Origin of the sequence: Pseudovibrio sp. Ad46, assembly GCF_001623065.1 — a bacterium.
Lineage (GTDB): Bacteria > Pseudomonadota > Alphaproteobacteria > Rhizobiales > Stappiaceae > Pseudovibrio.
The window spans coordinates 1-1260 of the sequence record NZ_LMCG01000007.1 but is presented as its reverse complement, the minus strand read 5'-3'; the positions used below and the strand labels follow the sequence as shown (position 1 = coordinate 1260).

1 pseudogene is annotated in these 1260 nt (G+C 51.0%); it reads left to right on the top strand.

From position 1 onward, the window contains the following. Positions 1-80: 80 nt before the first annotated feature. Positions 81-1260: pseudogene (locus PsAD46_RS04150) on the top strand (IS481 family transposase); the annotation flags it as partial.

Here is a 1260-nt window from a genome sequence, read left to right as displayed (position 1 = left end):
GTGTACATACCGGAGACATAGGTGACAGGTGTTCGGAGAGATGGTTGACACATTAACATGGCATTCAGGGAGGGACCGGGATGCCTTGGAAAGAGTGTTCAACAATGAAACTTCGAGAAGAGTTTGTCCGACTTGCAGATCAGGACAATGCTAATCGGCGTGCCTTGTGTCGCCGGTTCGGTATCAGCCCACAAACAGGCTATAAATGGCTGAGGCGGTGGCGTGCGGGAGAAGACTTGAATGATCTCTCCCACCGGCCCAGAACATCTCCTGGACGTTCACCACAGGAGGTGGAGCAGAGGATTTTATCAGTGCGTGATACTTACCCGGCTTGGGGTGCTCGAAAGATCCGCGCTTACCTGCAGCATCAAGGCATTACAGTTCCAGCAAGCTCCACGGTGCACGCCATTCTACAGCGCCATGACCGTATTGAACCGAAATCAACCCCAAGGTCCCCGGATTGGCAGCGATTTGAAGCTCCTCTTCCTAATCAACTCTGGCAAATGGATTTTAAAGGTTGGATCAGGCTGGAAGATAACACTCGTTGCCATCCTCTCACGGTTGTCGACGACCACTCCCGGTTTGCGACCTGCCTTAAGGCTTGCCCAGACCAACGCACCAATACAGTTAAAACGGCTTTAGAAGAGAGCTTTAAGCTCTACGGCTTGCCGAGAGCCTTTCTGGTTGACAACGGTTCCCCATGGGGGACTGCTCTTACCGATCAGCGTTGGACACCATTGCGGATCTGGTTGGCTCATCTTGGTGTCCGCCTGATCCATGCCAGACCTTTCCATCCTCAGACCAAAGGCAAGAATGAGCGGTTTAACCGAACCCTGAAAGAGGAGGTTCTGGCATACAGAACATTTCGCAGTCACCGCACTATGCAATCGGCCTTTGATCAATGGAGGCGGATTTATAATTTCCATCGCCCGCATGAAGCACTTGGATTAGCGCCACCTATCAGTCGCTATACAATCTCACAGCATATCTTTCCCAAACACCTTCCAGATATCAGCTATCCCAAAGGAACAATGGTCCGAAAGGTGCCCAGAACAAGAGCGGAAATCAGCTTTAACGGAAGGCTCTGGTATGTCCCCAAATGCTTCCGTGGCTACACTCTCGCCATACGTCCCTCAGACAAACCTGAGATCTTCAACGTATGTTTTGCAGCAAACACAGTCGCAAAAATCGACTTAACATCATAACATGACCGTCACCCATGTCCCCGAACAAACGTCAACTATCTCTCCGGGACAAACA